We start from the raw sequence: 25,155 nt of genomic DNA on the forward strand, positions 1-25,155 counted from the left end.
ATACTATTCTCTGGAAAAAGTCTTATTTTTATGAAAATGATTCTTAATCCATTTTATAACTAGAAGGAATGGGATATACACATATACAAAAACAGTTCCTATATTAGCCGTAAGATCGATGAGAGGATCAATACTTTTAAATTCTTTAAAGTTTATGGAAGCAATGATCAATGCAATAAGTAAGAATATTAAAGTCGCTTTTGGAGGCACTGAAAAAGCTCTTTTTACGATTCTTGTACAAGCCCACAAAGAAATACATATAGGGGATATAACCACTAACAACCAAATAAATATGAACACGTATTCAAATCTTTCCAGGAAGGGAAAATTAACAATTTTTACCATCGATAAAGTAGCCCAGGGTAAATGCTGTAATACCTCTTGATTGAAGTATAGGAATGAAATTAACGTTACAATTAGATACAAAATGATTGTATATAAATTCCCCAGATATGCCCATTTAGAAATATTTTTGGAATTTGAATCCTTAATAAAAGGATAGTACATCAGTATCCACTCGAAACCAAGAAAAAGCAGGGAAAAAGCCTTAGAAGATAAAAATAGCTCACTGAGGGAATGGCTGAAAGCTGGAAGTAAAAAAATATAATTCATATGCTTTATTGGGAAATAGATTAAAAAGAGCAGAAAAGAAGGTAAAACAACTCCCCAGAAACTAAAGCCAGTTAAAGTACGGAAGCCGCTTGATATGAGGTAATAAAATGTAAGTCCAAACACGAAACAAAGTTGCCAAGTTTTTATCGTAGGATACACCCATATTTGTATGACTTCAATATAGGCGCGAAAAACCGTCAAAGAAGCTAACCAGAAATAGACCATTGCGAAGACAGACAAAATGTTACCCATCGTTTTTCCAAAGCAATATTGATGAACAGCTACTAAATCATTGTTTTTCCCATCTAGTAGCTTAAAAATAATATAGAGTATGATATGGGTTGTAACACCAGTTATTAGTAAAGAAATCCAAGCATCCTGTTCAGCGCCTTTAATAACTTGATTTTGAAAATTTAGGATACCAACGCCTGTTTGTGAAGAGTGAATGAGAAAAAATGTGAAAAAAGCGGAAACTTGAAATTGTTTTTCTACTTTTACGGTCACTATTTTCCCACCCCTGTTTGTCTAACGACAATATTAGTATTTACATCAAACGCCATATTAGGATAAATCCTTTCGTAAAAGCTCTTCTCGGTCCAATTTCTGTGATTGACTTTATATATTCTTCCTAAACCTAAAGGATCTACACCATTTTTTTGAAAATCCTTAAGAAGTAATTCAGCGTCGTTTGAAATTGATTTCTGTAAGGCGTTTTTAAAAAATTTTAAATCTTTTTCCTTTTCCAAATTGATCCATTCGGGCAAAGCATCAAGTTCTACATCTAAATTTAGGCTCACTTTTGCTTGTTCACGGAGATTTTCCTTGATAAACGTTACCTTATGTTCTCCATCAATAGTTCTGACCCCAATATTACCTTTGTGTCCATTCATGTTGAGGTTAAAACTGTATACGCCCCTTTTGTTTCTGTCTGTCATTAATTTTAATAAGAATGTTTCTTTATCTGAAATCTTAAGTACTAATTTATCACCTTTAAAAATCCCCATTCCATCGACTTTAATATTTCCTTTAGAATCTACTATAAGATTTGGAAAGAACATATCAATTCCACTTCCAAAATACTGGTCAAACATTACATGGAGGTCTGATTCAGGAATACCTTCATTTTCAATACTTTTATCAATCAAATTCATTAAGAATAGCGGACTCTCATTCAGGCTTTTACTTAGTATTAGATCTGGAGATCCATTTGTAATGGCCATTCTGGTAATGCCAATCTTTGGATCTTTACAGAGGGTGTCCAATACTTCTGCTAAGCCATTTCTACTTAGTTTATCTCCAAATATTATTAACCTTACTTGACCTATTTCAAAGGGAAATTGAGACTTATGGCCAAGTTCTTTCAGTAGACTAGATGGATTTTTAGCAACAGCTGTCATTAAAGCAGGATTATCACTCATGGAATAATAATTTGGATAAACAACACTTGCTTTTAACATCTCTTCTTCTTCATCAAATCCTACATTATGCATCAAAGAGACATTATTAATAATATTTGTGGGTATACATCCTGACAGGACAAGAGACAGAACAACACAACCTATTTTTTTTGCGAATGTATTATTCGTCATTAATATCCTCCTTCTTTTTGTTTCTCTTTATTGGGGAATATTTCATTTTATCTTTAGGTCTCAAATAATCTGGCCTTTTATTTAATTTATTAAAAGGTGGCCTAAAAATACTATCTGATAAATTATTGACACGAAACGGATACAAAGGAACCATATAAGGCGTTTCAAAAGATTTTAGTTTAAACAAATGACATAGTAACACTGTAAAACCTATCATAATACCTAACCCGCCTAGTAATGATGACATAATGATAAAGGGAAATCTTAATATTCGAATTGTGTTGGACATAACCATAGATGGTGTAGTGAAAGAAGCTAAGGCAGATAAAGCGATAATAATTAATAAAATATTACTTGTCAGTGCTGCAGAAACTGCTGCCTGTCCAATGACAATACCTCCAACAATTCCCAATGTTTGTCCTACCTTAGTAGGCAACCTGGCTCCTGCCTCTCTTAATAATTCAATTGTCATTTCTAAAAAAAGAACTTCCAATAACGGCGGAAATGGAACGTTTGCTCTGGACTCTATTAGCGGACCTAGTAAATCCGCGGGTATCACCTCATAGTGAAACGTCACAACCGCAACATAAATAGAGGAAGAAAAGATTGAAAAGATGATCGCAAATATTCGTGTGAAACGAAAGAATGACCCAATAACCCAGTTATAATAATAATCTTCAGATGAGAGAAAAAAATCGAGTATGGTAGAAGGCCCGGATATTGCGTATGGTGAACCATCACTTAATATAACTACTTGGCCCGAAGTGAGTGAATAAGAAAGTCTATCTAGCCTCTCTGTAGTCAAGTAAAGTGGGAAAGGAGTATGAGAATTATCTCTAATTATTTGGTCTATTGCGGAAGTATCCCAAATAATATCAAAATCTATTTCAGAGAGTCTTTTTTTTACTGTTTCTATATGTTCTTCATTTGTAATACCATCTAAATAAACAATGATAACTCTTGTTTTTGACAGTGTGCCCAGCACCAATTCTTCAGTAGTTAATAAAGGAGATTTTATCTTAGTTCGAAGTAAAAGAATATTAGTATCAAGACTTTCAACAAACCCTAATTTTGGCCCTATAACATTAAACTCATTCTCAGTTTCATTAGATTCTCTAAGCCCTTTAGATAAATTGTTTACGTTTACTAAAAGACAATCTTCAGAGGTATTTTCAAATTTAATTAGTACATATCCTTGATGAATTTTCTCTTCGATTTCTATTGCATCCTGAGTTCTAATTACATCTTCAAGAGGAAGGTTGTTTATAAATTGATTAATAGCTAGAAATTGGTCTTTCTTTTTTTCATATTCATTAATATATGGAAGAAGTACACGTTCCATAGTCTTGTGATCAATAAGTGTAGTGAAGTATAAAATATATATCTGGATTCCTGAAACATTTTTTTTAATCTCTTTAAAATCAGATGATTTTTTAGCTCTTTTCACTATTTCTGCAGGTGTTTGATTTTCTTCAGGATTCTGATTATTTTTTTTCTTAAACATAACAAATGTACTCCTTAATTTGCGTCAATACTTATTATAATTACTATCAAGAATTGTATTCACTATATAATTTTTATTATTGCAGTATGACAAACGAATAAATGGAAAACTTAAAGAAAAAAAAATCTCTAATAAGATTTTTGGTCTTATTCGAGACTTAACATCATTAATTTACTATTTAAAGAATAACCGAGTATCATTACGCAATTTTTCAGGTAAGATGAGTGTCTAATCCTTTGTTAAGCAAGGCTAAAGTTTTAGAGCGTAAGTAAACTCTCATTTTTTCTTCGGCTGCTAACATTACAATGTTGATTAAACAGGAAGACTGGCTAGGGGGCGAACTGATTAGCTGACGTGATCGATTCCCACGGGTGCTTACGTTCTACCGGGCTACAGTTGTAATAAAACCCATAAAATGGTCAACCAGAAATATCTGACTGAACTTAAAATACGAACGGGGAGGTTAGTTGAGGATTGGTTAAAGTTTTCAATAGGCAATTGAAAGATACGTTTTCTTGAACTAAGAAAAAAGAAAAAACCTCTCTAAATTCCTCCTTAAATAAGGAATTTCACGAGAGGTTTGTTTTATATGCTGCTCTTCGAAAAATATTTCCAAGTATCTTCACGAATTTGTTTGGATAAGACACGATCAAGCTCTTCATTTAACCATGCAAGTGTTTTACTACGCAAAAAATCACGCATTTTTTCTTCCGCAGAGAGCATAACTAAATTAATGGTACAAGAGGAGGGAGATGTACAACAGTTTTCTCTATTCAAATAACCATTATCTTTTATATTTTTACATTGAAAAATAGGCTTAGGACCTTCAACTGCTTCAACTACATCCCAAAAGGAAATATCTTCTGGGGACTTAGATAACCTATACCCTCCCTTTACGCCAGGGACAGAACTTACAATACCAGCCTTTGATAATTTAGCGAAAACTTTTGAAAGAAATGTCTCAGAAAGCCCCTGAAATTCTGCCAAATCCTTTATTCCAATACTTTCCTTAGAAGGAACACCAATTAAATAAACCAGACAATGTAAAGCATATTCAACGCCGACACTATATTGCATATAAACTCACCTACTTTTGATTTTAAAGGTTATCAAATTGTATCTTAGGAGTATTTAGAGTGTTAGTCAAATAAAACTAATCTTTTTTTGGAGAATTTTATTCATTTGACAAAAATAATCATAGCCTTTATATTATAGACATAGTTAATCGCCGATTGATTTAGTCCGCAATTGTTATCCGAAATTCATTATAAGGGAGAAATGCAAATGAACAAAACGTCTTATCATTAACGCACATCCAAAAGTAGACGAAGGATGCTTGTCATACAAGCAAGTGGATCCAACTATACAAATGATGATTGGTATACAGAAATTGAATACTCTCATAAATACCTGAAGTCAATGTTTAATTTCCTTGGTATTGAAGATTATCAAATCATCAGGGCACAAGGAACAGCATTACTAGAACCAAATAAAGTTTTACAAAAAGCATACAATGAAGTTGCTTCTAGATTAGCAGCTAAAGAAAAAATATTATAGCAATTGGACGTTCACTTCTTCCGAAATTAATACAAAACGGGAGTAAAGTATTTGCGATAACTCAGATGAACATTAAAGTAAAATAAACTTTTTTTCAGGAGGTAATGGAATTGGAACAACGAATTGATTATTACAATGTAGCACCAGAAGCAATTAAAATAATGATGGAAATGGAGAAGTATACGAAAACTACAGGTATAGGCCGTAAACTTCGTGAGCTTATCAAAATTCGGGCTTCTCAAATAAATGGTTGTGCATTTTGTATTAACATGCATACAGAAGATGCTAGAAAAATGGGAGAAACGGAGCAACGTTTATATTGTATTAGTGCTTGGAGAGAGTGCACATTTTACACAGATGCAGAAAAAGTAGCTCTTGAGTTGACAGAGTACGTGACTTTAATCCCTACAAAACATGTGCCAGATGAGCTTTATCAACGAGTACGTGAACATTATGACGAGAGACAATATATTGACCTTGTTCTAATAATTAATCAAATCAACAGTTGGAATAGAATTTCTATTTCAATGGGGAATATAGCAACTGAAAAATAATTACTTTCAACGAACATCTTATGATGTTCGTTTCAGATTTTAGACAAAAGGCATCCGAGTAAACCAGTTTGGATGAGGTAAGAAAATGAATTCCATCAGAGGACTATAACTTGACACTTACCTATTAGTAAGTTAATATTCGGATATGGAAAACAGAAAAAAACAAATCATAGATTTAGCAATAAAGTTAGTACAAAAAAAAGGATATGTAGGGTTCAGCTATGATGACATTTCTAAACAACTTGGCGTAACCAAGGCAAGTATTCATTATCATTTTGAAAAGAAGGAGGATTTAGGGGTTGCCATTACCGAACATCTTGCTACAAGCTTGCAAACCTTTTTATTGATTAATGCATCGGATTCGGTGGAAGAGAAGCTAAAGAAGTTCATTCTACAGGCTGAACGGTTCGCATGTACTGAAATTTGTCCAATTTCTTCATTGCAGACGGATTTTAATTCTTTACCAGATATCGTACAAAAAAAAATTGAGGAAGTCAGCAGATTAGAACTCTCGATAATGAAAGAACTTGTTGCAGAGGCCCAAACTGAAAAAATCTTAAACGATACTGATGACATACAATCTGTGGCGGTAACTATATTATCTAGTATTAAGGGAGCATTATTATACCGACGTGTTTTGGGCGATGATATCCTAGCCGGAGTAATAAACCAAATAAACCTTAACTTAAGAAAATCTTAAGATCAGTTTTTTCGGATTAAACTTACCTATTAGTAAATAAGTTCGTCTGTCACATGGACAGTCACCATGGTGCCTTTGACTTTGATGCCACCGATAGAGATAGCAGAACTTGTGTTTAAGATTTACTCGTGAATTTCGTACTGCTTCCTCCATGAAATTCGTTTACGGCAGGGAAACTTTGTTTCTTGCACAGCAAGATTTGCTGAAATTTTAAATCCATGAATCATGCCTTGGCGTTTAAATAACCTGATAAATACATTATTACAAATTCGGGATTCGGTTGTCACTTTTTTATATGCAATTGTAAGAAAAGGAGGTGAACAGCCAGCAAAAACGCAAACGGAATAATACAATTCGAGAAGAAAAAACCATCTTCTGTGTAATCAGGATTTATACAGTTTTGCTGAACGAATTCGATCGAACGTATTTTACCTGAGTGATTTAGTGTTTGGCATTAAGTAGCGTCCACCATTTCCGATAGGGAGTTGACTAGGAATGAATTTGAAAAAAAGTGCTTTAATATTAATTGGAAGTGCACTAGTAGTATCTGCTGGATTTTCCTTCTTCGGTTCGAATCAACAAGCCGACATAGCGAAGGCTCAAGGTACTATAACTAGTGAAAATTCGAATTCGTCTACTGACACTGCTATTTTTGCTGGCGGGTGTTTCTGGCATATGGAAGAGGCATTCGAAACGCTTAAAGGGGTTAAGAGTGTATATACCGGTTACACGGGAGGGACCGAGAAAAATCCAACCTATAATGAAGTCGGTTCCGGATCTACGGGACATGTCGAAGCAGTAGAAGTGCATTATGACCCTAATGTTGTTTCGTATGACGAGTTGCTTCAGACTTTCTGGCGTAACATCGATCCTACAGATGCAAACGGCCAATTTGGTGATCAAGGCACCCCTTATGAATCCGGTATTTTTTTCACAAACAATGAACAAAAAGAGGCTGCTGAAGCATCTGAAAAAGAGTTAGAAGATTCCAAGCGGTTTGATAAACCGATTGTAACGAAAATCGATGCGGCAACAACGTTTTACAAAGCCGAGTCTGAACATCAAAATTATTATGAAAAAAGTTCGTTGAGCTACCAAATAAGTGAGCTTATATCCGGGCGTGATGCATTTTTGGATGATGCTTGGGGGAAAGATCGCGAAGTGAAAATTAGTGACAAAAAAGCAACTAATAGTGTCAACCAAGCAACTTATGACGATTTTAACAAAGAAGAAAAGCTAAAGACGCTGACTGAACTCCAATATAACGTAACTCAGAACGCCATAGATGAGACGCCGTTTAAAAACGAATATTGGGATAATGAAGCAGAAGGTATTTACGTAGATATTGTTTCGGGCGAGCCTTTGTTCAGCTCCAAGGATAAATTTGATTCAGGTACGGGCTGGCCTAGTTTTACAAAGCCTATCGAAGGAGACTATGTTGTATTGAAAGAAGAAAGCGGGTTCCTTTTTTCGAAAACCACTGCTAGAAGCCGTAATGCTGATTCCTACTTGGGTGATGTGTTTAATGACGGACCGAAACCAACAGGACTGCGGTACTGCATTAATTCAGCGGCTTTGAAGTTTATTCCAAAAGATAAACTTGAAGAAAGTGGATATGGTGATTATTTAAAAGCTGTTTAATAAATAGTACCAGCAGTATCATTTACAGTTTCATGGTTAAAATATAATTGTTATCATTTGGATAATTTTAGAGGGGGTCGCGAATTGAAAACAAGTGATGATTTTAACAAAGAAGAAAAACTCAAGGCGCTGACTAAACTCCAATATAATGTTACTCAGAAGGGCGCAGATGAGTTGCCGTTTAATAACGAATATTGGAACAATGAAGAAGAAGGTATTTACGTTGATATTCTTTCGGGCGAGCCTTTGTTTAGTTCAAAGGATAAATATGATGCAGGCACGGGCTGGCCTAGTTTTACAAAGCCTATAGATGGAAACAATGTTGTATTGAAAAAGGAAAAAGGATTTTTTTCTAGGAAAACCGTAGCCAAAAGCCGGAATGCTGATTCCTACCTGGGCGATGTGTTCGATGATGGGCCAAACCCAAATGAACAGCGGTTTTGCATTAATTCAGCGGCTTTGAAGTTTATTCCGAAAAGTAATCTTGAAGAAAATGGTTATAGCGATTATACGAAGTTGTTTAAAAAATAGTACCTGCAGGATTATTTACAGTTTCATGATTAAAATATAACTGTAAACATGAGGAGATATAAAAATGAGAAGAGATTTTGTATATCACTTATATAATGTTGAACATGATAAATTTCTAGACCTGCTTTCAAAATGTTCTGAGGACAAGCGTATGGAAGGTTTTAACACCAGCCTTTATTGCATTTAGGGCATGTCCTTCGAGTTACTGAGTTTCAAGTGTTTGATCTTGCAGCACAGCCAACAACCCTTCCGCAAAAGTACCATGAACTATTCTTCTATGGAAATAAAGCAACAGAATGGAATGCAGAACAGCTTGAGCAGATGCCTGATTGGGATAACATGATCGCTCAGATTAAAGAACAACGCGAACATCCTTTACAATATGTTGAAAGGCAGACTGGATGAATCTGTACCAGAGAACTTCAAAAAAGCTGAAAATTTCGGAAAGTTAATTCTTACGGCTGCGGCGCATTTATCCAACCATAATAGTGTTGTAGCTGCAATGCTGCAAGTCCTGAAACAAAAATAATATGCAAGACATAAACAGCAGTCAAAGTTCTATATTTGACTGCTTTATTTGATAAATAAACAATAGTAGAAACCATTTGGGGAGATTAGAATGAAACGACAATCATGGCTGATCAATTCATTATTGTGCATCGCAGTAGTAGTGGGGTTAGTGTGGTTTAATCAAAAGGTTTTGCATTTGGCTCCCGAAGAGATAAGGGGTTGGATTTTATCCTTTGGCTGGGCTGCCCCCGTATTGTTTATTCTTATCTACACAATACGTCCTTTGATTCTGTTCCCAGCCTCTATCATGTCGTTAGCAGGCGGATTGGCTTTTGGACCGGTTTGGGGAACCATTTACACGATCATTGGCGCCACGCTTGGCGCAGTGCTATCTTTTGGGTTAGCACGAGCTTTAGGCGAAAACCTGTTCCGTGTAAGGCTGGAGAAATGGAGAAAGCTTGAAACACAATTACGTGAGAAGGGCTTTCTCTATATTTTGCTGCTTCGACTGATTCCCGTATTCCCCTTTGATCTTGTCAGCTACGCGGCAGGTATTTCGAAAGTGAAGTTTTGGGCATTTCTGTTCGGTACACTCTTGGGAATCATTCCTGGTACGTTTGCATATAATTTTCTCGGTTCCAGTTTTTTTCAAGGAAAGACGCTATACGTGATCATTGCAGCGGCCGTGTTTATCCTTGTCACACTGATCCCTTTATTTCTTAAGAAACGAATGGTTAAAAATTCATAAACGGAAGGAACGCTTACTTTGAAAAGCTATGATATTGTTGTCATTGGCGGCGGATCGGGAGGGCTAACCGTAGCCGCAGGAGCAGTCGCCTTTGGGGTAAAGGTTGCATTAATAGAAAAAGAGCCTGAACCTGGAGGAGACTGTTTGCATACCGGGTGTGTTCCTTCCAAAGCGCTGATTGCCGCGGCTAAGGAGCTCCATACGGCAAGGAAAGCTGCAAAAGCATTTGGTTTGGAGCTAAAAGGGAAAGCGGATTACCATGAAGCTTTCCAAAGAGTCCAGGCAGCCAAAGCTGCCATTCAACATCACGACAGCTCGGAACGGTTTCGCTCCATGGGGGTGGACGTGTATCACGGACACGGTCAATTCCGGGACACTCATCATATCGAAATTAATGGGAACGAAGTTATTTATGGTAAACGGATTGTCATTGCTACAGGTTCCAGACCAGCTATTCCCCCTATCGATGGTTTGCAAGACGTAGATTTTTTAACCAATGAAAGTGTATTTGATATGAGAGCTTTGCCGAAAAGCCTTGTTGTCATTGGTGCTGGGCCAGTCGGCTTGGAATTGGGTCAAGCTTTCGCTCGCCTGGGTGCCAAAGTAACGGTACTCGATCGAGGTCCGGAAATATTAAGCAATGAAGACGAGGAAATCGTTCCTTATGCACGAGCTGCTTTGGAAAAAGAAATGACTTTACTGGTAAAAGCGACCGTGAACAAGGTTGAAGCCATCCCTGAGGGACGAAAAAGGCTTTATATAGACAGAGACGGTGAAAAGCTTCAATTGGAGGCAGACGCCCTATTGATTGCCGCCGGCCGAATGCCGAATACTGATCGTCTTGAACTTTCGCGTATCGGAATTGAAATGGACCGAGACCATATCGCGACGAAGAAAACATTGCAAACCAGCATTCCACATATTTACGCTGTCGGGGATGTAATCAGACCATTCCCGTTTACACATGCTGCAGGGATGGAGGGGAAAATTGTCGTAGGAAATGCAGTTTTCAACTTAAAACGAAAAGTAAGCTACGACAACGTTCCATGGGTAACGTATACAGAACCGGAAATCTTTCATTTGGGGATGACGGAGCAGGAAGCCCGCAAGTATGTTGGCGATGAGATCAGCATTTACAGAGTACCCTTAAATCAGGTGGATCGATTTATTACTGACGGACATAAAGAAGGCATCGTTAAGGTCATTACAGATGGTAAAGGAAAGATCTTTGGCGCACATGCCGTCGGGAATGGGGCGGGGGAATGGATGCAGCAAGCCGTATTTGCAAAACATTACGGCCATAAGCTTCCCGATATATCGCAAGTGGTTCATCCTTATCCAACCTATTCCGAAGCTTTAAGGAAAACAGCTGATCAATATTGGCAGCATAAGTTTTCTCAAGGCGTTACCGGGCGGTTATTAAAAGCATATGTAAAATGGTTTCGATAACATGGAAGGAGGCGGGGGTTTTGAAATACAAACGTTCTGCAGCAGGTATTATCTTATTATGCATCGTTAGCTTGATTACAGCCGCCTGTTCTGGTAAACATTCCGCCGATCAAGGAAAGGCTACCGGCGAAACGCTTCTTTCAAGCAGCTGGGATCAAGTGCTGGCTGAAGCCAAGGGACAAACCGTGAATTGGTATATGTGGGGCGGAAGCGATGCCATTAATGAATTTGTGGATAAAAAATATGGAACATGGCTGAAGGATCGGTACAATATTACCCTGCGCCGTGTGCCAATCAGCGATACCGCAGAAGCGGTGAATAAGGTACTAAATGAGAAGCAAGCTGGCAAAAACGAAGGCGGCAGTATGGATTTAATTTGGATTAATGGTGAGAACTTTGCCACCTTGAAGCAAGCAGACGCTTTGTTTGGCCCATTCGCAACGCAACTTCCGAATGCTAAATATGTGGACTATGATAATCCTGCTGTCGCGAAGGACTTCGGTCTGGAAACGGAAGGATACGAATCGGTATGGGGCAGTGCGCAGTTTCAATTCGTGTTTGATTCCAAACGGATTCAACCCGACGAACTGCCGCACAACTATCAAGAATTGAAAACATGGGTAAAGAAGAATCCCGGACGATTTACCTATGCTGCACCTCCTGACTTTACGGGTACACGTTTTGTCAAACAATTGCTCTATGAATTGAGCGGAGGGCATGAAAATTTGTCAAAACCGTTCAACGAACAAGAATTTCATACAGAAGCTTCGAAAGCTTGGGATTACTTAAACGAGATAAAACCGTTCTTGTGGAGAGATGGGGAAACGTATCCTAAAACGGTCGCTGAACTAACGACACTTTTCAATAACAGCGAAGTGGACTTTGCTTTCACACAGGACATCGGAGGTATCGCGACGGAAATTGGCAAAGGGAAATTACCCAAGACGGCACGCCCATACGTGTTCGATTCAGGAACGATCGGCGATTACCATAATGTCGCGATTCCATACAATGCCGAACATAAAGCAGCTGCCATGGTAGTTGCCAATCTAATTCTTGATCCAAAATTGCAATACGAAAAAGCTGATCCGACGAAAGGCTGGGGAGACGGCATTGGAATCGATCCTTCGAGATTGGATGGGGAATACAAAAAGCTTTTCGACGAGCTTAAGTCTAAAACCGGCGAAACAGCCGTACCTGCGGACGAGCTGTTAAAGCACAAGCTCCCCGACATACAGTCTGCTTATACACCGGCTTTGGAAGAAGGTTGGAAGAATCATGTTTTATTCCAAAAGTAAACCTATAAGGCTGCTAATTACGGCCGGTATGCTCTTTCCTGCCCTTTTTATTGTGGGCGGATCGTTTATCGCAGGGCTTATCATTTGTGGTATTCAAAGCCTGGATTTCTTCCCTCTAATCGGGAAAAGAACATTATCATTGCATGCATATATAGGAATATTTCAATCTGTCGTATTTTATCGTTCACTCATTTTTTCGTTGGGGATATCCTTGGTTGCAACAGTTCTTGCGGCTTTGATTGCGGTTATTCTTGCCCTCTGGCTGCGGAAATATGTTAGGAAAGGTGGATGGCTTTATTTCTTGTTGCAATTCAATCTGCCGGTCCCGCATGTTGTAGGAGCAATTGCCATATTGATTCTCTTTGGACAAAGTGGATTGATTTCTCGTTTAGTTTACTGGGCAGGATTCATTCAGCAGCCTTCCCAGTTTCCGATTTGGGTTACCGATCAGTTTGGTACTGGAATTGTGCTGGAATATATTTGGAAGGAAGTTCCATTTATTGCGGTATCCATACTTAGTATTTTAAAGTCCTGGACGGTTCCTTATGAAAAGCAGCTGCAACTGCTCGGAGCAAACCGATGGCAAAGATGGAGGTTCGTCACGTTTCCTTTCATGCTGCCTGCATTGCTGTCTTCATCGATTATCGTGTTTGCCTATACGTTCGGATCGTTCGAAGTTCCCTACATATTAGGTTCAGTGAGTATGCCTACACTGCCAATACTGGCTTATCAAGCCTATCTCAATCCGGATCTTACATATCGGCCGGAGGCTATGGCCATCAATACGATCATTACGATAATAAGCATGATTCTAATTATTTTATATATAAAATGGGGGGGAGGCTATGCAGCGAAACGGCAATAAATTAAAAAAAGGCTACGCAGTAATGCTTGCCCTTTTTATAATGTTCATTTTTCTCCCTTTTCTACTTCTTCCGGTTTGGTCATTCACGGAGCATTGGAGATTCCCCAACCTACTTCCGATTCCTTCATTGCGAACTTGGCATTATGTAATTTCAGCGCACTCGCAAGTGAAGGCTGCTCTTTTAAACAGTTTGGGTTTGGCTCTAGCTGTTGGTTTGCTGTCTCAAGTGGCTGCATATCCGGCCGCTCGTGCATTGGGGCTTTACGTAAAAAGATGGAATAAAACGATTCGGTTTGTGCTTATAGCTCCCCTATTGCTCCCCGGCATTTCCATTGCGATAGGCGTTCATGTTTTGTTCCTTCATTTAGGCTTATCTGATAGATGGATTGGGGTGCTGTTGTCACACTTGATTCCGGCTATTCCTTACTCAATTTATTTGTTGTACGCATTTTATGCCGGATACGATATCGGATACGAAAAGCAGGTTCGTTTACTCGGTGCGAGCAGATTGCAAACGTTCAGGCTGGTCGAGCTGCCGCTGCTGCGTTCGGTTTTAACGCTCAGCTTCTTGTTTGGCTTTTTAATATCTTGGAGCCAATATCTCTTTACCGTTTTTATTGGAGGCGGCAATTTAATTACGCTCCCGATGTTGCTATTTAGTACGCTAACGAGCGGCGACTATTCGCTTATTGGTGCCTTATGCACGGTGTTTGTCCTGCCTGCGCTCGTCATTGTCATTTTCAGCTCTATCGAAGTGAAGAGGGATTTCTACAAAGGGAAGGAGGCGAATGATCCAAATGTCTGATCCATTTATTCAGATTACCGATGTTTCATTCCAATACGAACAAAAAAAGCCCTTTTCTCTGGCCAAGCAATCTTTTGCCCTTGAGAAAGGAAAGCTGCTTATGATACTAGGACCGTCAGGCAGTGGAAAATCAACGCTGCTTCAGATTATTGCCGGTATATTAAGCCCGAACCAGGGAAGTATCCTAATGGAAGGGAAACCGATTCAACATCTTCCTCCAGAAAAAAGGAATCTGTCCATGATTTTTCAGAAACCGTATTTACTTCCTTTTCTAGGGGTCGGAGCGAATGTGGAGATTGGACTTAAACTAAAAGGTTTACCTTCCCGGGAGCGCAAAATGAAAACCGAACAAATTCTGAATGAAGTCGGTTTGAAGGGATTTTATAACCGTCCGTTATCTTCCCTTTCCGGCGGACAAGAACAGCGTGTGGCGTTAGCAAGATCGCTTGTCATCGAGCCGCAACTTTTGTTGCTGGACGAACCCTTCAGTCAGCTGGATCCTTTGCTTCGCAAACAAATGGGGCGCTGGCTAAGCGATATGAAGAGAACGTGGGATATTCCGATGATTATGGTCACACATGATCGGGAAGAAGCCTTGACACTGGGAGATCAGTTCTTAATTCTCAGAGAAGGTATCGCACAGCAGTCGGGGACACTTGAAAACATCTATTACGAGCCAGCCAACAAATGGGTAGCGAATTTCATGGGAGTTGACAATGTTGTGGACGGAATGAAAAGCGGAACAAAGGTGACAACGTTTATGGGTGATCTAGAGATCCATCCAAATTGTGCAAACGTGCGGGATGGTCCGGTTCGTATTGCTCTTCGATCGGAATGGCTCCAACTGGACTCAACATCACCGATTAAAGCCACGATAGAGGGCAGTGCTTTTCGTGGAGAATATACAGAAGTGAAGGCCCGTGTAAGCGGAGAAATGGTCGTGATTAAGCAACTTGGCTTTTCCGCTTATGAACGAGGGATGGAAACAGGAATTCGCCTGACAATCCCAAATGTTTGGTGTCTTCAAAAGGAGATGGTGTAACAAGTGCTGGATTCTTATGCGCGCCATACCGTTCAACCAGTAATTGATAAAGGCGCAAAAATATTCCAATCTTTCAGTTTATCTGCCAATACGATTTCTTGGATCGCTATGTTGTTGGGGGTAGGAAGCGGGATTTTATTTATTCTGGGGTTTCCCATAGCCTCCGTTTTAACCCTTTGGATATCAGGATATCTAGATGCTGTGGACGGCACGCTTGCCAGAATGACAAAGCCCTCTAAATGGGGAAATATTTTGGATGTCACGTTCGATCGGGTCGTTGAAGGGACAATGATTATTGCGCTTTTATTCGTCCATCCTGACGCTTATTTGCCGATTGTTCTAGATTTAGCAGCCATTCTTATTACGGTTACAGCGTTTCTCGTAACGGGCAATGTTATTACCAATATAGGAGAAAAAGGGTTCCATTATAACCCTGGGATCTTGGAACGTACGGAAGCGTTTCTGTTTTTTTCTTTGATGATGCTATTTCCAGGTGCGCTCTATGAGTTGGCATGGCTATTTTTTGTGCTCCTCCTTATCACCATAATTAAGCATCTTAGAGATGTGTATGTGTGGCTTCAAAATAACTATGTGGATTAAATATGAGAACGATCAGTAAGAAATAATACTTTACCGAACGTTCTCATTATGTTTGCGAACTTAGTGAATTATTCTTACAATATTTTCAAGCTTTCATTTATTGAAGTAGATGTAATTGGTAAAAGGTTAGACTCCTAATTACAGATCTAAGGATTGCTACTTTTAGTGAACAAGAGAATTCTAAGATGGTAAGGAACATCTCAGAAAAAAATATTTTTTCCGCGAAAGGATATTACTTGCTAAAACTTCTTTTCTGCGGCTAAACAGAAATTCTCTCTACTATGCTGCCAATAAGTGCCGAGAAGTTACTTGATTAGCACCTGCCTCCGTTTTTATTTATGTGACCAATTAGATACAGGTGGTTCATTAAACCAATTTTTCCTAATTAATAACTTCAGCCCTTTCTCTGAGTAGTCTTCAACCATCTTGATTAGTTCCTTTAAAGATTCTATATGATCCTTTTTATAACTGGATACCACTGCATTTTGTAGATTGCTTATACCTACTGGATTGAGGAACATTATTAAGTTTGCCATTAATTTATCTGAAAAAGGTGATTCCTGTACTTTATTAACGTGAGCCTCTAGTCCGGTTGTAGTTGGAATTCCATTTTCTCTATAGATATCGGATAAAGAGGCTGATTGATGAAATGCTAACTTTTTCCCTTCTAGTATAAATTTCTTTGTGTCCATATCCTCTGCAACTTCAGAAAAACCGATACATAGAGCAACTCCAACATTGTTACATTGAAGGGAACTGAACATATTTGCCAATTCTACCGCATTAAGTGGCCGTTTCTGAGTTGATGCAACTTTGAATAGTTTCCCATCCCTTTCATCTGCTTTTTTGTAAGAGAAGGAATTATTTTGTAATAAATCTTTATCATTAAGCAATTTTAATAAAGAAAAGTCTATTTGAATTACATCATTGAGTAGTTTTTTATAAAAATTTTTAACTTTATAATCTGTTAATTCAACATATTGAACTGCAAGCGCTCGCAATCCATTACTCGTTATATGCTTTAAGATTTCTATAATTAATTGGTCTGAAAATAGCTTTGTTGTTGAACTATATATATCATCTTCCCTGAAGAACGGTGTATCTTTATAACCTTCTTCAGACAATAATTGAGTTGCCTCTTGTTCTTGATATGTAGAGATTTCATATATTTCATTTAAAATATTCCTTAAATCAGTATCCTCAGAAGTTTCACTAAGATATTTTAATAATAAATTGATCATGTTTGAACTTGATTGTAAGTACCAAAGGAAACCTAATTCATTTACGTTCATTTTTATCCCCCCTAAAGATCCAACTTCTTTATTAAGTTTGTCAATAAAATTCTTGATTATTCATGAATCAGTAATTCTTCCTAAATACACATAGAGTTTCCGTGTAAAGGATTGAACCTTCAGTACAATATTTTATTCTTTTAATTTCCACTTCTCAAACATAGTATTAAGCTTAATGTAAAACCAGTGAATTAGGAGGTACGTATAAATAACTATCATCTTCTCGAGATTGAGTTTGATTATAATGGACAAAAACAGATAGTCACACCAATTCTTCTTCAAGATGAGAGAGATATAATTCTCATCGACTGTTGGTTCTGCGATATGAGAGTGAATTCAATAGAATGATAAAAAGAGTCCCATGACTTTCGCATGAGCACATTTAAAAAGAATGGAAGAGATGAGTGAGTGATTGATATTGAAACATTATGACTTTTCTGAAAAAATGCGAAGAGTTTTTTGTATTGAATAATAATTAGATTTTCAGAATTTAAATGAATTTAAATTGGTAAAGCCTTTAGATAGCAATGTTTAACGAAGGTATTATAAAATAATTAATAGTTTTAAATTATTAAAAAATATGAATATATTTACTGGGTGATGAAATGAAATTTAAACGTTGGTTTTATCTTTTTTTATTTCTACTTTTTATGATCAATCTCTTCTTTATGCTAATTTACGGAAAAAAAACATTTGAAGCACAGGATCCGGTAAAACCACCTCATCGATATGACTATCATTTCGCTTTAATATCGGAAGAAATAGACAATGAATACTGGAGGATAATAGAAAAAGGAGCGAGAGATGCAGCTGAAAAATACAACGTTTATTTGGAATATCTAGGCCCTAAACAGGCTGACAACATTGAACAGTTAAAGTTTATGGATAAGACTATTACTGGTAAGGTAGATGGAATCATCATTCAAGGGATTGCTCATTCGTATTTTTACCAGCTCACAAACAAAGCATTTGAACGGGGGATAGAGATTGTGACTGTTGATACGGATGTCGCTGACAGTGAGCGGAAGGCATTTGTCGGTTCAGATAATTATATGGCAGGAGTACAGGCAGGGAGCGCTATGATCGACGACACAAAGGGAGATCAATATGTTGGAATTGTAACCGGAAGATTGGATGCTTTGAACCAACAGCTTCGTATAAAAGGGTTCAAGGATGCAATTAAAAAGGAAAACCGTATAAAACTGGTTGATATTGAAGTATCCAATATTACAAAGAGCGGAGCACTTCAAGCTACATATGATTTATTGAAGAAGCACCCTCATATAAATGCTTTTTATGGGACTAGTGCTCTTGATGGTTCTGGGATTGCCCAAGTGGTCAATCAGTTTAAATTAAAGCAGAGGACGTATATTATTGGTTTTGATATTTTGCCGCAAACACTTCATCTATTGGAAGAAGGCTCTATAGATGCATCAGTTGTCCAATACCCATATGAAATGGGATATCAATCAGTTGAAGCATTGCTTCAGTTAAAAACTGGAGATGAAAGTAAAACACTACATCATACCCTGACTCGGGTAATCCATCGTAACGACATTCAAGACTTCTATGAGAAGGGAACTGTATATGAAAACCATACGAAGTAAGCTGCTCCTTTCATTTTTTGCCTTTGTTGTTTTATTTAATGTAGTGTCTGTTTCTATTTATTTTAGCAGTCGAACTTTCTTGTTAGAGTATGATGCAAGTTTCGAACGTTTTTTATTAATGAATCAAATTTCGCAAAATTCAAATCTTCTATATGAAAAAACCAATGCTTATGTGGTTGAGAAAAATCAAACTTCCATTCAGGAGTTTCATAAGGTGCGCCATTTATTAGAAAATAGCATAATAGAACTGGAGACGAATAAAAATAGCCTAGACCCCATCCAACTCCAGAAATATATCAATACCATCAAGAATTTTGTATTAGAATGTGAGATGACGGTCGGATTTGTCATTCGTGATGACATTGTCCAATATACGAAACATCTGAGAGAAGCACGAAAGACTTCAACTTATTTACAAGAGACGACTATGTCTCTAATTGATTTAGAGTTAACAGACTATCAATCTTTCTTTGCAGGAATGGAACAGCGAAATGAATCATTCAAGTGGTTTACCTTTTTTCTGTTTAATACTACGGTCTTACTGGCCATTTCTTTTGCAATATGGTTTTCAAAGGGCATTAACCGTCCGATTCAAAGCCTATCTAGAGCAGCCAATGAAATATCTGCTGGAAAGTTTGATGGTCAACCCGTTCACATTGAATCCAATGATGAGTTAAAGCTCCTCGGAAATACGTTTAATACAATGCGTGACAATATCCGTCAGCACATCATTGAAATGGAAGAGAAATCAGAGCTTGACAGGTTGTTTAAAGAATTGGAACTAAAGCATCTGCAAAATCAGATTAATCCCCACTTTCTATTTAATACATTGAATACGGTTTCAAGGATGGCGTATCTCGAAAATGCAGAAGATACATCACATTTGATAGATTCTGTCTCTTCTTTATTACGGTACAGTTTAGGCGATAATAAAAAATCCGTATTGTTAAGGGCAGAGGTAGATGCCGTCACCGACTATTTTCACATCCAGCAAACCCGATTTGGCGATCGGATTACCTTTCATAAGCATGTAGAGGATCATTGTTTAGAGATTGAAATCCCGAGACTGTCCTTACAGCCCCTGGTTGAAAACTCCTTCATTCATGGGGTGGAGGGTAAAGAAGAAGGAGGGGAAATATCCCTTCACGTATATAAAGAGGAACAGAACACAGTTGTAGAGATAAGGGACAATGGCGCAGGGATGTCAGGGGAACAGATTAATTCTTTGTTAACCTTTTCATCCAGTGAATATCAACTTCCGCACGTAGGTCATTCTACAGGTATCGGTCTAATAAATGTGATTCGACGGCTTCAGCTGTTTTATCGATACGACCATGTTATAGAGATCTTATCAGCACCTGGGAAAGGAACATCTATAAAATTACTGTTGCCAAAGGAGGGGAAGTTATATGAACGTAGTGATCGCTGATGATGAAATGCTGGAACGTAAGGCTATGAGAATGTTTCTAGAAAAAAATTTCAGTGATATTAAAGTGGCAGGAGAGGCTTCAAACGGGAGGGAGGCAATTGAATTAGCAGAGCTTCTTCAACCTGATTTTATGTTAATGGACATTAAAATGCCAGGGATTGATGGAATTGAGGCCATTCGCCAGATTCGGAAAAGGAAAGTGGAAATCAAATTCATCTTGGTTTCGGCTTATGATTCTTTTGAATATGCAAAAGAGGCAATGAAAGAGGGCGTCAAAGAATATATCTTGAAGCCGGGAAAGAAAGAAGAAACGATGGAAGCGATATCAAGAGTCTGTGAAGAAATAATAAACGAGAGAGCAGTCTCACACCAAAAAGAAGAGTATATGTATTTTGCTCAGGAAAACTTCCTTTTAAAGATTCTGCAATATGATGTGAGAGAGGAATTGCTGACACAGCAAAGGCAACTGTATCCGGACATGCAAAGCGGTTTTTTCTTTGTCGCAGATCTAGGAGATTGTGGGGTTGACGATTTATTTTTGCAGTTGCTGAAACGGTATTCCCCGTATCCGTATATTACTGTTTACTATGGCCAAAAGTATGTAACCCTATTTATTAGTACAAAAGAGCATCCCAAGATGGAAGCGCTCGTTTTAGCGAAGAAAATCGTATCCGCTATCACAACAAGGATCTGGATCGGCATAGGTTATCCTTATTCAAAAGTGGAGCAACTTCCCTATTCATATCAGGAGGCGTTACAAACTCTTCGGGCATTGAAAAAAGACAACCGGACTCTATATTGTCTTCCTTTTGCTAAGAAAGAAGAGTTAATTGAGGAATTAGAAGAATTATTTTTCTGTGTTTTTCAGGGGGAAATACCATCAGCCCTTTCAATTGTTCAACAGCTTCTAGAAAAAATGGAACAGAACGAGTTGTATATAAAAATCAGAGAAAGGCTTGTAATGGAAGGCATTTCGATATCGCTCCATCAACTTTCTTTTCCGCAAACAGAAGTCGAATGGAAGGAATTTATACAAAATCTCTGTATGAAGGTATTGGAGTTTTATCATTCAAATAATCCAATTGAAAAAGCAAAAAAATATATTGATTTGTACTACCAAGAACCAATCACCCTGGAACAGGTTGCTGATCATGTAAAACTAAGTCCCACCTATTTTACAAAGCTTTTTAAGGAAACATCCCAAACGACATTTATAGATTATCTCACTGAGGCTCGACTTGCCAAAGCAAGACAATTATTAAATGAAAATACATATAGTTTGAAAGAGATAAGCCACATGATTGGCTACAAGGATCCAAACTATTTTAGCAGGGTATTTAAAAAACACTACCTGATTTCGCCGAAGCAATTTAATAAGCAGCATTCTGGTGACTGAAGCAGAAGGTAGCGGAGTATTTAAGTTAGGGGGTTCAGACCTCAAAAAAGTACAGAAAATCATAATAAAATGCAGAAGATTCTATCTATATTAGCTAGAATCTTTTTTATAATGTAACTGTAAACGTTTTCATTTAAACAAAGGGGGAATAAAGCTTGAAAAAGAGGATATGGTTATCTATATTATTGGCGTTTTCTTTGATTCTTTCTGCCTGCAGCTCATCAGAGAGCGCAGGGGATGGCGGAGATAAAAAGCATTCAGAGAAAATGGAAATCTTTAGCTGGTGGACCGGAGCCGGTGAAGAAGATGGATTAAAAGCACTAATTAAGCTTTTCGAAGAGAAATACCCTGATGTTCCGATTGAAAATGCAGCGGTTGCCGGCGGTGCAGGAACGAATGCGAAAGCGGTCCTGGCAAGCAGGATGCAAGGAAACGATCCTCCTGCAACCTTCCAGATCCATGGCGGAGCCGAGTTGAATGAAGGTTGGGTAAAGGCGGACAAAATGGAACCGATCGATGATCTATACGAAAAAGAAGGATTAAAGGACAAGTTTCCGCAAGATTTAATAGATATGGTAAGCAAGGATGGAAAGATTTACTCCGTTCCTGTTAATATTCATCGCGGAAATGTTCTATGGTACAACAAAAAGGTATTTGAAGAAAATGGTCTCCAAGCCCCGACAACTTTTGACGAGTTTTTTGAAGTGGCAGATAAGTTAAAAGCAAAGGGTATCACTCCGCTAGCGCTTGGTGATAAAGAGTCTTGGACTGCTACCCATTTATTTGAAACGGTATTGTTAGGCAAGCTTGGTGCCGAGGAATACACCAAACTTTGGAATGGTGAACTTGCACTTGACGACAAAAAAGTAGTCGAGGCTGTTGAAACGTTCAAGAAAATGCTTTCATACATCAACGAAGATCATAGCTCACGAAACTGGCAAGATGCCTCCCAATTAGTAGCAAATGGAGAAGCAGCTATGAATGTCATGGGCGACTGGGCAAAAGGTTACTTTGTGAATGACTTGAAGCTCAAAGTCAATGAAGACTTTGGATATATTACAACACCTGAAACAGAAGGGCAATTCATGGTTGTGACTGATACGTTCGGGCTTCCAAAAGGTGTTAAGAATCCGGAAGATGTAAAGAAATTCCTTGCTGTATTAGGCTCTGTGGAAGGCCAGGACGCCTTTAACCCGTTAAAAGGTTCGATTCCTGCCCGTACGGATGCAGACGTTTCTAAATATGATCAGTATGGAAAGGATACGATTGAAGATTTTAAAGAAGCAAAATTAGCTGCAAGCTTGGCCCATGGCTCAGCAGCACCTGAGGGCTATCTGACCAAGGTCAATCAGGCGGTCAATATTTTTGTGACACAGAAAGATGTGAAGGGGTTTGTGGAAACCCTAACAGCAGCTTCTTCTGAATTGAAATAACCATCTAAAAGAGGATGAGATTTTTTGCTTCCTCTTTTCTTTTTTCTCATTAAAGGAGGCAGAGGGATGGAGCAGCCCATCATCAAACAAACACAAACGACCGGAACGTCCATTGGACTATACAGTAAAAGAAAGAAAAGGCTAACGAAAGATCATCTTTTAGCCATTGCATTTATCTTGCCATCTATTCTTTTCATTACGGTCTTCGTATACGGATTCATCAGCTGGACGGGTTATGTATCACTCAGTAATTGGAATTCTCTCGTTCCGGATTTCTCATTTGCAGGATTCAAAAACTATCAGTTTTTATTTAACGATTTCCGTTTTCAGGCTGATTTGCGCAATACTATTGTTTTTACCGTCTTATTCATTGCGGCAATTATAATTATCGGTCAGTTCCTTGCGGTTTTATTAGATCAAAAAATAAAGGGGGAATCGCTTTTCCGGAATATCTTTTTCTTCCCCATGGCATTATCTTTTGTCGTAACAGGAGTCGTGTGGCAATGGTTGTTGAATCCTTCGACAGGAGTTAACCTCTTTTTGACAAAAATCGGGCTTGATTCAAAATGGTATACCGATACGAATATATTAGCCGGATTTAAGTGGGGGAAAATCGAATTCGGTATCCCTGTCGCTATTATTGCTGTAGTCATTGCGGCAGTATGGCAGATGACAGGGTTCTCGGTTGCCATGTATTTAGCAGGCCTTAGGGGAATTCCTGATGAGATTAGAGAGGCTGCGAGAATGGACGGTGCTACGGAATTTCAAATTTACCGTAATATCATCCTTCCATTGCTTCGGCCCATTACGGTAAGTGTTGTCATCATCATGGCCCATATATCGCTGAAAATATTTGACCTGATATATGCAATGACTGGTTCAGGAGCAAACTTTGTCACCGATGTTCCCGGTGTTTACATGTTTGAGACGACCTTCCGAGGAAACTATTATGCAAATGGTGCAGCGATCGCCATCGTTATGCTTATTTCGGTAGCTATCTTTATTGTTCCTTATCTGATCTCGAGCAGGAAGGGGGAATCCAAATGACAATTAGAACCTTTACCAAACCGTTGTTATATTTTATGTTAGTCGGAATCAGCCTTTTATTCCTGATGCCAGTCTATGTCATGATTGTGACAAGTTTGAAGCCATTGGACCAAGTCACCTTGACAGAGATGTGGAAGCTGCCTGAAACACTTGATTTCAGCAGTTATTCGGTTGCGTTTACTAAGCTTGCACCGAACCTATTGAACTCTTTTTATCTCGTCATTCCAGCCACGCTTTTATCCGCGCTTTTGGGATCCTTGAATGGCTATATTTTATCCAAATGGAAGTTCAAAGGCGCTGACACTGTGTTTACGTTAATTCTATTTGGGATGTTTATTCCCTACCAAAGCATCCTAATTCCAATGATTCAATTCCTGCGGGAAATTGGATTGTACAATACCATCGCGGGACTAGTTTTTGTGCACGTGGTTTATGGGATCCCGATCACTACTCTTATGTTCCGAAACTTCTATGCTAGCATACCAGATGAAATGATAGAATCAGCCAAGATTGACGGAGCAGGGTTTATTCGGATTTTCCGTTATATCATGATTCCACTTTCGATTACTGGATTTGTCGTGGTCGCCATCTGGCAGTTTACGAACATCTGGAATGAGTTCTTGTTTGCCGTGACTATCACAACTTCAAGCCAACAGCCTATTATGGTCGCCCTTCAGAATTTATCAGGAAGCCAAATCGTTCAATGGAATGTACAAATGGCTGGGGCACTGCTCGCTGCCCTTCCGACCCTATTAGTCTATATTTTCTTAGGGAAGTTTTTTGTAAAGGGATTACTTGCGGGATCAGTAAAAGGGTGACAAGTATTTAAGATGACTGGGCCAAATGGAGGCCTGTTATCTCTAAATAATCACAAAGGTATAGGGGGAGGTGCAATACCTTTTTCACTGCTGTTTTGAATAATAATCTAATTGGAGGTGTGAATTAA

Annotated in this window: 23 protein-coding genes and 2 pseudogenes; 20 read left to right on the top strand and 5 right to left on the bottom strand. The window is 38.3% G+C overall.

Annotation, left to right across the window (positions count from 1 at the left end):
* Positions 1 to 3: 3 nt before the first annotated feature.
* The 4 genes from K8L98_RS26375 to K8L98_RS26395 all read right to left on the bottom strand — a co-directional run bounded on the left by K8L98_RS26375 (position 4) and on the right by K8L98_RS26395 (position 4,782).
* The gene (locus K8L98_RS26375; protein WP_243551344.1) at positions 4 to 1,116 is read right to left on the bottom strand and encodes a GerAB/ArcD/ProY family transporter; all 1,113 of its coding nucleotides are present in this window, start codon (positions 1,114 to 1,116) and stop codon (positions 4 to 6) included.
* Complete coding sequence (locus K8L98_RS26380; RefSeq protein ID WP_243551346.1) at positions 1,116 to 2,201, bottom strand: Ger(x)C family spore germination protein; 1,086 nt, start codon at positions 2,199 to 2,201, stop codon at positions 1,116 to 1,118. Before K8L98_RS26380 ends, K8L98_RS26375 begins: the two co-directional genes overlap by 1 nt.
* Positions 2,191 to 3,705: a spore germination protein gene (locus tag K8L98_RS26385; protein WP_243551348.1), complete on the bottom strand. Its 1,515-nt coding sequence runs from the start codon at positions 3,703 to 3,705 to the stop codon at positions 2,191 to 2,193. The genes K8L98_RS26380 and K8L98_RS26385 overlap by 11 nt, the downstream gene beginning before the upstream one ends.
* A 585-nt stretch (positions 3,706 to 4,290) precedes the next feature.
* The gene (locus K8L98_RS26395) at positions 4,291 to 4,782 is read right to left on the bottom strand and encodes an RrF2 family transcriptional regulator (RefSeq protein ID WP_243551350.1); all 492 of its coding nucleotides are present in this window, start codon (positions 4,780 to 4,782) and stop codon (positions 4,291 to 4,293) included.
* Between the two features lie 240 nt (positions 4,783 to 5,022).
* On the opposite strand from K8L98_RS26395, the pseudogene K8L98_RS26400 reads away from it, so the two are divergent.
* The 13 genes and pseudogenes from K8L98_RS26400 to K8L98_RS26460 all read left to right on the top strand — a co-directional run.
* Positions 5,023 to 5,262 (top strand): annotated as a pseudogene (locus tag K8L98_RS26400) (NAD(P)H-dependent oxidoreductase); the annotation flags it as partial.
* Between the two features lie 110 nt (positions 5,263 to 5,372).
* Complete coding sequence (locus K8L98_RS26405) at positions 5,373 to 5,816, top strand: carboxymuconolactone decarboxylase family protein (RefSeq protein ID WP_243551352.1); 444 nt, start codon at positions 5,373 to 5,375, stop codon at positions 5,814 to 5,816.
* Positions 5,817 to 5,961: 145 nt separating this feature from the next.
* Positions 5,962 to 6,516, top strand: coding sequence for a TetR/AcrR family transcriptional regulator (locus tag K8L98_RS26410; RefSeq protein WP_243551354.1), 555 nt, complete (start codon positions 5,962 to 5,964; stop codon positions 6,514 to 6,516).
* 495 nt (positions 6,517 to 7,011) lie between these two features.
* Positions 7,012 to 8,157 (top strand): peptide-methionine (S)-S-oxide reductase MsrA, encoded by a 1,146-nt coding sequence (msrA, locus tag K8L98_RS26415; protein ID WP_243551356.1) that lies wholly within the window; start codon positions 7,012 to 7,014, stop codon positions 8,155 to 8,157.
* An 84-nt stretch (positions 8,158 to 8,241) separates the two neighbouring features.
* Positions 8,242 to 8,688 (top strand): peptide-methionine (R)-S-oxide reductase MsrB, encoded by a 447-nt coding sequence (msrB, locus tag K8L98_RS26420; protein ID WP_243551358.1) that lies wholly within the window; start codon positions 8,242 to 8,244, stop codon positions 8,686 to 8,688.
* Positions 8,689 to 8,904: 216 nt separating this feature from the next.
* Positions 8,905 to 9,093: a hypothetical protein gene (locus tag K8L98_RS26425; protein WP_243551359.1), complete on the top strand. Its 189-nt coding sequence runs from the start codon at positions 8,905 to 8,907 to the stop codon at positions 9,091 to 9,093.
* A 214-nt stretch (positions 9,094 to 9,307) separates the two neighbouring features.
* The gene (locus tag K8L98_RS26430; protein WP_243551361.1) at positions 9,308 to 9,946 is read left to right on the top strand and encodes a TVP38/TMEM64 family protein; all 639 of its coding nucleotides are present in this window, start codon (positions 9,308 to 9,310) and stop codon (positions 9,944 to 9,946) included.
* A gap of 18 nt (positions 9,947 to 9,964) precedes the next feature.
* Entirely contained in the window at positions 9,965 to 11,395 is a 1,431-nt protein-coding gene (locus K8L98_RS26435) for a dihydrolipoyl dehydrogenase family protein (RefSeq protein WP_243551363.1), read from the top strand.
* 20 nt (positions 11,396 to 11,415) lie between these two features.
* Entirely contained in the window at positions 11,416 to 12,693 is a 1,278-nt protein-coding gene (locus K8L98_RS26440) for an ABC transporter substrate-binding protein (RefSeq protein WP_243551365.1), read from the top strand.
* Positions 12,674 to 13,558: an ABC transporter permease gene (locus K8L98_RS26445; RefSeq protein WP_243551367.1), complete on the top strand. Its 885-nt coding sequence runs from the start codon at positions 12,674 to 12,676 to the stop codon at positions 13,556 to 13,558. Before K8L98_RS26440 ends, K8L98_RS26445 begins: the two co-directional genes overlap by 20 nt.
* Positions 13,539 to 14,363: an ABC transporter permease gene (locus tag K8L98_RS26450; RefSeq protein ID WP_243551369.1), complete on the top strand. Its 825-nt coding sequence runs from the start codon at positions 13,539 to 13,541 to the stop codon at positions 14,361 to 14,363. The genes K8L98_RS26445 and K8L98_RS26450 overlap by 20 nt, the downstream gene beginning before the upstream one ends.
* On the top strand, positions 14,356 to 15,405 hold the full coding sequence (locus K8L98_RS26455) for an ABC transporter ATP-binding protein (RefSeq protein ID WP_243551371.1): 1,050 nt from the start codon (positions 14,356 to 14,358) through the stop codon (positions 15,403 to 15,405). The genes K8L98_RS26450 and K8L98_RS26455 overlap by 8 nt, the downstream gene beginning before the upstream one ends.
* Before the next feature lie 3 nt (positions 15,406 to 15,408).
* Complete coding sequence (locus tag K8L98_RS26460) at positions 15,409 to 16,005, top strand: CDP-alcohol phosphatidyltransferase family protein (RefSeq protein WP_243551373.1); 597 nt, start codon at positions 15,409 to 15,411, stop codon at positions 16,003 to 16,005.
* A gap of 332 nt (positions 16,006 to 16,337) precedes the next feature.
* Here K8L98_RS26460 and K8L98_RS26465 read toward each other — a convergent pair whose 3' ends face one another.
* Positions 16,338 to 17,297, bottom strand: coding sequence for a DUF3231 family protein (locus K8L98_RS26465; protein ID WP_243551375.1), 960 nt, complete (start codon positions 17,295 to 17,297; stop codon positions 16,338 to 16,340).
* A gap of 204 nt (positions 17,298 to 17,501) precedes the next feature.
* Between K8L98_RS26465 and K8L98_RS26975 the strand changes: the two are divergent.
* The 7 genes and pseudogenes from K8L98_RS26975 to K8L98_RS26495 form a co-directional block, all read left to right on the top strand.
* Positions 17,502 to 17,615: pseudogene (locus K8L98_RS26975) on the top strand (MBL fold metallo-hydrolase); the annotation flags it as partial.
* A gap of 287 nt (positions 17,616 to 17,902) precedes the next feature.
* On the top strand, positions 17,903 to 18,904 hold the full coding sequence (locus K8L98_RS26470) for a sugar-binding protein (protein ID WP_243551377.1): 1,002 nt from the start codon (positions 17,903 to 17,905) through the stop codon (positions 18,902 to 18,904).
* The gene (locus tag K8L98_RS26475) at positions 18,885 to 20,333 is read left to right on the top strand and encodes a sensor histidine kinase (RefSeq protein WP_243551379.1); all 1,449 of its coding nucleotides are present in this window, start codon (positions 18,885 to 18,887) and stop codon (positions 20,331 to 20,333) included. The genes K8L98_RS26470 and K8L98_RS26475 overlap by 20 nt, the downstream gene beginning before the upstream one ends.
* Positions 20,314 to 21,729: a response regulator gene (locus K8L98_RS26480; RefSeq protein ID WP_243551381.1), complete on the top strand. Its 1,416-nt coding sequence runs from the start codon at positions 20,314 to 20,316 to the stop codon at positions 21,727 to 21,729. The genes K8L98_RS26475 and K8L98_RS26480 overlap by 20 nt, the downstream gene beginning before the upstream one ends.
* Before the next feature lie 155 nt (positions 21,730 to 21,884).
* Positions 21,885 to 23,162, top strand: a complete 1,278-nt coding sequence (locus tag K8L98_RS26485) for an ABC transporter substrate-binding protein (protein ID WP_243551383.1) — start codon at positions 21,885 to 21,887, stop codon at positions 23,160 to 23,162.
* 66 nt (positions 23,163 to 23,228) lie between these two features.
* Positions 23,229 to 24,209, top strand: a complete 981-nt coding sequence (locus K8L98_RS26490; protein WP_243551385.1) for a carbohydrate ABC transporter permease — start codon at positions 23,229 to 23,231, stop codon at positions 24,207 to 24,209.
* Entirely contained in the window at positions 24,206 to 25,027 is an 822-nt protein-coding gene (locus K8L98_RS26495; protein ID WP_243551387.1) for a carbohydrate ABC transporter permease, read from the top strand. The genes K8L98_RS26490 and K8L98_RS26495 overlap by 4 nt, the downstream gene beginning before the upstream one ends.
* Positions 25,028 to 25,155: the final 128 nt, after the last annotated feature.

The organism is Metabacillus dongyingensis (assembly GCF_019933155.2).
In the GTDB taxonomy this organism is placed as follows: Bacteria; Bacillota; Bacilli; order Bacillales; family Bacillaceae; genus Bacillus_P; species Bacillus_P dongyingensis.

Coding starts and splice junctions, on each gene's coding strand:
- K8L98_RS26380 (WP_243551346.1), bottom strand. CDS start 2,201: ATGACGAATAATACATTCGCAAAAAAAATAGGTTGTGTTGTTCTGTCT.
- K8L98_RS26385 (WP_243551348.1), bottom strand. CDS start 3,705: ATGTTTAAGAAAAAAAATAATCAGAATCCTGAAGAAAATCAAACACCT.
- K8L98_RS26395 (WP_243551350.1), bottom strand. CDS start 4,782: ATGCAATATAGTGTCGGCGTTGAATATGCTTTACATTGTCTGGTTTAT.
- K8L98_RS26410 (WP_243551354.1), top strand. CDS start 5,962: ATGGAAAACAGAAAAAAACAAATCATAGATTTAGCAATAAAGTTAGTA.
- msrA (WP_243551356.1), top strand. CDS start 7,012: ATGAATTTGAAAAAAAGTGCTTTAATATTAATTGGAAGTGCACTAGTA.
- K8L98_RS26430 (WP_243551361.1), top strand. CDS start 9,308: ATGAAACGACAATCATGGCTGATCAATTCATTATTGTGCATCGCAGTA.
- K8L98_RS26445 (WP_243551367.1), top strand. CDS start 12,674: ATGTTTTATTCCAAAAGTAAACCTATAAGGCTGCTAATTACGGCCGGT.
- K8L98_RS26450 (WP_243551369.1), top strand. CDS start 13,539: ATGCAGCGAAACGGCAATAAATTAAAAAAAGGCTACGCAGTAATGCTT.
- K8L98_RS26455 (WP_243551371.1), top strand. CDS start 14,356: ATGTCTGATCCATTTATTCAGATTACCGATGTTTCATTCCAATACGAA.
- K8L98_RS26465 (WP_243551375.1), bottom strand. CDS start 17,297: ATGAACGTAAATGAATTAGGTTTCCTTTGGTACTTACAATCAAGTTCA.
- K8L98_RS26470 (WP_243551377.1), top strand. CDS start 17,903: ATGAAATTTAAACGTTGGTTTTATCTTTTTTTATTTCTACTTTTTATG.
- K8L98_RS26475 (WP_243551379.1), top strand. CDS start 18,885: ATGAAAACCATACGAAGTAAGCTGCTCCTTTCATTTTTTGCCTTTGTT.
- K8L98_RS26480 (WP_243551381.1), top strand. CDS start 20,314: ATGAACGTAGTGATCGCTGATGATGAAATGCTGGAACGTAAGGCTATG.
- K8L98_RS26490 (WP_243551385.1), top strand. CDS start 23,229: ATGGAGCAGCCCATCATCAAACAAACACAAACGACCGGAACGTCCATT.
- K8L98_RS26495 (WP_243551387.1), top strand. CDS start 24,206: ATGACAATTAGAACCTTTACCAAACCGTTGTTATATTTTATGTTAGTC.